The organism is Natranaerovirga pectinivora (assembly GCF_004342165.1).
In the GTDB taxonomy this organism is placed as follows: Bacteria; Bacillota; Clostridia; order Lachnospirales; family DSM-24629; genus Natranaerovirga; species Natranaerovirga pectinivora.
Map to the genome: position 1 here is coordinate 1 of NZ_SMAL01000021.1, position 4,555 is coordinate 4,555.

The window sequence follows — 4,555 nt, forward strand, 5'->3', positions numbered from 1 at the left end:
ATTAACATGTTAAAGGGAATTGAGGATAAGTGCATTATTTTTTTACAAAAAAATAATGTTGAGGTTTTTACACCCCAACATTTATTATAGAACCTTTTTTTTATCTATTGTATTTCTTAACTCTATAACTATTTTATCTTCTAATTCTTTATTGCCATATCTGCTTTTATTATATAACTTTATTAGTTCTTCAGATCCTTCATAAGCCATATCTCCATTCCATTTACATAAATCTGTATAAACTTCTTCTGGTGTATAGCTACTTTTGAAAGAATAACCATTTTTTATTTTTTGGAAAATCCATACCCTATATAAGTACCTTATTCTTTCTTTGTTATCTTTTAAATCTTCCCATTTTTTTTCTTTCTCTATTGATTTATCTATCCAATTATTTATTTTTTCTAGATATTTTTCTTTTAAGTCTTTCCAATTCATTATCATTTCTTTTTCTTCTTCATAAAGAACATTTTTATTTTCTTTATTTAAGTATTCCATTAAAATTTTAAAAAATGATATTAACCCTTTTATTACTTTATGAAATATAACAGCCATTAAATAAATGAATAAAATACCTATTAAAATAATGACGCCATATAAAACTACTAATTTAATAACTTCTATTATCTTATCTAAAAGAGTTTCATCTTTTATTATGGCTGAGTCAATATATTCTAACTCTCCTGGCCCCATATTTTCTGAAGTAGAGTATGAAATCATATTGGTAAACAAACCATAAAGAAAGTAAATCACCTTACCAATAGATTTAATAACTGTTAATATAATATCCCTAATATGATTAATGGTGGATACAATAAATATCAATACTATTGCTACTACAGTTAATACTAAATTATTCTTAACCAATGACTTAGGTACATTGACTTTATCATTATCTGGTGTAACAATCATTTTTATTTCTAAAGCATTTATCCTTATAAGTCCTATTATAAGTGTTATAACTGCCGCTACCTGAATCATACTATTATATGGCTTAAGTTTTTCTACGTAAAAAAATGATAACAATAGTAATGTATATGACACAATACACATCATAATAATATTAGAAGGTAATAAACCGCCCCATTCATTATCCATAAAACTTTTACCTCTATAGAATATAAATGTATTCAATAGTGTTAATATGAAAACTTGAAATATAGAATAGTCAAAGAACCATTGTATATTAACAAAAGATATGATAACGCCTATTATAAGATAAAGGGCTACGTTCTTATTTTTACCCACTATTTTTCTAAATATAGACCCTGCACCATATGAAAATAATAAAGTTATTAACCATAAATAAACTTCATTAACATTTAAAATATAAATACTAAACATAATAAGCAAAGGCAGAAAAATAATAATTTCAATTAATCCTTGAACAACACTTTTAAATATTAATTTCATAGTATACCTTCTTTATTGTTTATTTCCTATTCTTCAAGAAAGATAACTTTTACTGTATTCCCAAGCCTAGTAAGGTTATTAATTTGATATTGTATATTATCATCCATATAAGCTGAAAAAATCATATAATCTATATTGCTATTACCTTTATTAACTTCTTCTTCTAAATATTTATGAAATGTACACTTACTTTTAATAATCAACTTAGCCATTAATTCATACATATACAATAAATGGTCCTCGCTAGAATCAGGATGTATATAGATTAAATCATCTTCAAAATCAACTATTTCACCATTAGTACCAAACCCTGTTTCTACACCTGAAGTTATAAAACTATTAGCTACTGTTGCGCAATAACTTATTCCTTTTTCTATTGAATCTACTATATCAGATACTTCCCATTGGCCTTCTCTTATATCTACATTTAATAAAATCATTAATTTCCGATCTGCTGTATAGTCATATTTATTTACTTGTAAATGCCCCATCTTAGCTGTTGAACTCCAGTTAATATCCTTCATAGAGTCATTGTTATGATACTCTCTAACACCAGATATCATAAAGGGATCTTCAATAATCCACCTTTTTACTAAAATATCACCCCGTAGGCTATTATTAGGAAAAGGAATTTCTTCCATAGGCACCAGTTTAGGAAAAACGATTAAAAAACTTTCTAACTCCATATCAAGATAATTTCTTTTTCCTAAAGATATAAAATCCCCACATGTTAGTGAAACAGAATTCATCTTGTAACAACCTCTTTTTTTAGGTATAATGCTGTACTTTCTTAACACTCTCATAAAAGGAAATAAGCTAAAAACACTACTGTGGTATTCTTCATTTTTAACTACTCTGTTTTCTTCTTTGCTAAAAAATAAATTCTTATTTATTTTTGATTCAACTTTTAGCCATGGTATAGGTAATAGTTTATAATTGACAATTTCCTCTACCATTTGTACTTCACTGTCTACGAATACTCTTTCTATATTAAAATACCTGTTGTATTTTATCCTTTTTAATCCCCACTTTTTTACAATCCAACTTTGAAAATACATAAAAATAAATGTTGAAATGAACAACCATTGAACCCACATTATTTTCTCATCCCTTGCACCAACTTATATTCAGTTGGTACAATAATTTTTTTTAGTATACTATCAATAATCATTTCTGCACTTTCACCTTGGATTTTTAAAGTTCTTTTTAATACCAGCCTATGAGCCAGCACCGCTTTAGACATCTTCTTTACATCATCAGGTAACACATAATCTCTGCCTTGTATAATTGCATATATCATTGTTGCTTTTAGTAAGGCCTGACTCCCCCTTGGGCTTACACCTAATACAATATTTTCATGTTTTCTAGTCATTTCAACTATTTCCATAATATATTTCATTATTTCATCACTTATATGCACTTTTGGATATAAGTGAGATGCCTCTATTATATTCTCTATCATAGCTACACTTTTTAATTCTTCCATAGGGTTATTTTCTTTAAATCTCTTTAATATATTAAAACCTTCATCAAATGTTGGATAACCCATATTTATCTTAAATAAAAATCTATCTAATTGAGCCTCAGGTAAAGGAAATGTTCCACCTGTTTCTATTGGATTTTGTGTTGCTATTACCATAAAAGGTTTTTCTAGTATTTTAGTTACACCATCAATTGTAACCTGTTTCTCTTCCATTGCTTCTAATAAACTTGATTGTGTTCTTGGCGTAGCTCTATTTATTTCATCTGCTAATAATATATTGGTGAAAATAGGTCCAGGTCTAAATTCAAATTCACTATTCTTTTGATTATAAAAATTAATGCCTGTTACATCAGAGGGTAAAAGATCCGGTGTAAATTGTATTCTTTTAAATGAGCAATCTACAGACTTAGCAAGGCTTTTTGCTAATAGTGTTTTACCTGTTCCTGGAACATCTTCAAGCAAAACATGACTTGATGAAATGAGGGATATTATAAGTAAATCAATAATATCATCTTTACCAATGATAACTTTTTGTATATTAGCTTTTATACCATCTACCGTTACTTTAATCTTATCTAAATTCATATAAATAACAACCTCTCTTGTCTGATTTATTTATTACATTTGTAATACTTATTTTATTATACTCTTTAACAGTATTTACATCAACCTTTTTCTATGAAATTTAAATAATTAATTACTATTTACCAAAGAATATATATATAATATGTACAAATTATCCAAATAATATAATTTAGTATTAATGTATTAATAAACTTATGTAAACTAAATTTTAGTTTTAGGTATATCCATGTAACTCATTATTCCCTCATTGGAATAGATTCTTGACAACAAAAAAAAGACTATATAATAGTCTTTTTTTATTTTATGAGTCACCCGGGGCTCGAACCCGGGACAACTGGATTAAAAGTCCAGTGCTCTACCAGCTGAGCTAGTAACCCATATAATGCCCAGAGGCGGAATCGAACCACCGACACGAGGATTTTCAGTCCTCTGCTCTACCGACTGAGCTATCTGGGCAATTGAAATTGCGGGAGCAGGACTCGAACCTACGACCTTCGGGTTATGAGCCCGACGAGCTGCCAACTGCTCCATCCCGCGTTAGAATGGTGGGAGAAGGATTCGAACCTTCGAAGTCAGAAACAACAGATTTACAGTCTGCCCCCTTTGGCCACTCGGGAACCCCACCAAAATACCAAGCCGACGATCGGACTCGAACCGATAACCTGCTGATTACAAGTCAGCTGCTCTGCCAATTGAGCCACGTCGGCGTATAACCTAATAAAATACCAATTTTAAAACCTACTAGCCATAAAGGCTTATATTTTATGTCCTTATTCAAGGAACTAGATTTTAAAGTGGGCGCAACAGGGCTCGAACCTGTGACCCCCTGCTTGTAAGGCAGGTGCTCTCCCAGCTGAGCTATGCGCCCCGAACGACCCAGAAGGGACTCGAACCCTCGACCTCCGGCGTGACAGGCCGGCGTTCTAACCAACTGAACCACTGGGCCAAATTGTCGTCGTTTGTTTTAAAGCATTGTATACTTTAAAAACTACATACTGAGAAGAAGTTTTGTAACGGTTCATTCTAATGTTTTTGACATATTGTATTTGTCTTTATTTAAGACAGATACGCGTCTGC

The 4,555-nt window shown here is 30.3% G+C and carries 3 protein-coding genes and 7 tRNA genes; all 10 read right to left on the bottom strand.

Translation table 11 applies throughout. The features are described 5' to 3' along the window. Positions 1-84: 84 nt before the first annotated feature. The 10 genes from EDC18_RS14250 to EDC18_RS14295 all read right to left on the bottom strand — a co-directional run bounded on the left by EDC18_RS14250 (position 85) and on the right by EDC18_RS14295 (position 4,424). The gene (locus EDC18_RS14250) at positions 85-1,410 is read right to left on the bottom strand and encodes a hypothetical protein (protein WP_132254243.1); all 1,326 of its coding nucleotides are present in this window, start codon (positions 1,408-1,410) and stop codon (positions 85-87) included. Between the two features lie 26 nt (positions 1,411-1,436). Continuing rightward, positions 1,437-2,507 (bottom strand): DUF58 domain-containing protein, encoded by a 1,071-nt coding sequence (locus EDC18_RS14255; protein WP_132254245.1) that lies wholly within the window; start codon positions 2,505-2,507, stop codon positions 1,437-1,439. Further along, entirely contained in the window at positions 2,507-3,478 is a 972-nt protein-coding gene (locus tag EDC18_RS14260) for an AAA family ATPase (RefSeq protein WP_132254246.1), read from the bottom strand. The genes EDC18_RS14255 and EDC18_RS14260 overlap by 1 nt, the downstream gene beginning before the upstream one ends. A 304-nt stretch (positions 3,479-3,782) precedes the next feature. Then, positions 3,783-3,855, bottom strand: a tRNA-Lys gene (locus EDC18_RS14265). A 6-nt stretch (positions 3,856-3,861) separates the two neighbouring features. Further along, a tRNA-Phe gene (locus tag EDC18_RS14270) sits at positions 3,862-3,934 on the bottom strand. 8 nt (positions 3,935-3,942) lie between these two features. Further along, positions 3,943-4,015, bottom strand: a tRNA-Met gene (locus EDC18_RS14275). Positions 4,016-4,021: 6 nt separating this feature from the next. Further along, positions 4,022-4,103: transfer RNA gene (locus EDC18_RS14280), tRNA-Tyr, on the bottom strand. A 9-nt stretch (positions 4,104-4,112) separates the two neighbouring features. Then, a tRNA-Thr gene (locus EDC18_RS14285) sits at positions 4,113-4,185 on the bottom strand. Between the two features lie 88 nt (positions 4,186-4,273). Further along, positions 4,274-4,346, bottom strand: a tRNA-Val gene (locus EDC18_RS14290). A 4-nt stretch (positions 4,347-4,350) separates the two neighbouring features. After that, a tRNA-Asp gene (locus EDC18_RS14295) sits at positions 4,351-4,424 on the bottom strand. Positions 4,425-4,555 lie beyond the last annotated feature (131 nt).

Excerpts from the sequence above, each read along its gene's own strand:
- EDC18_RS14250 (WP_132254243.1), bottom strand. The coding sequence starts at position 1,410 with ATGAAATTAATATTTAAAAGTGTTGTTCAAGGATTAATTGAAATTATT.
- EDC18_RS14255 (WP_132254245.1), bottom strand. The coding sequence starts at position 2,507 with ATGTGGGTTCAATGGTTGTTCATTTCAACATTTATTTTTATGTATTTT.
- EDC18_RS14260 (WP_132254246.1), bottom strand. The coding sequence starts at position 3,478 with ATGAATTTAGATAAGATTAAAGTAACGGTAGATGGTATAAAAGCTAAT.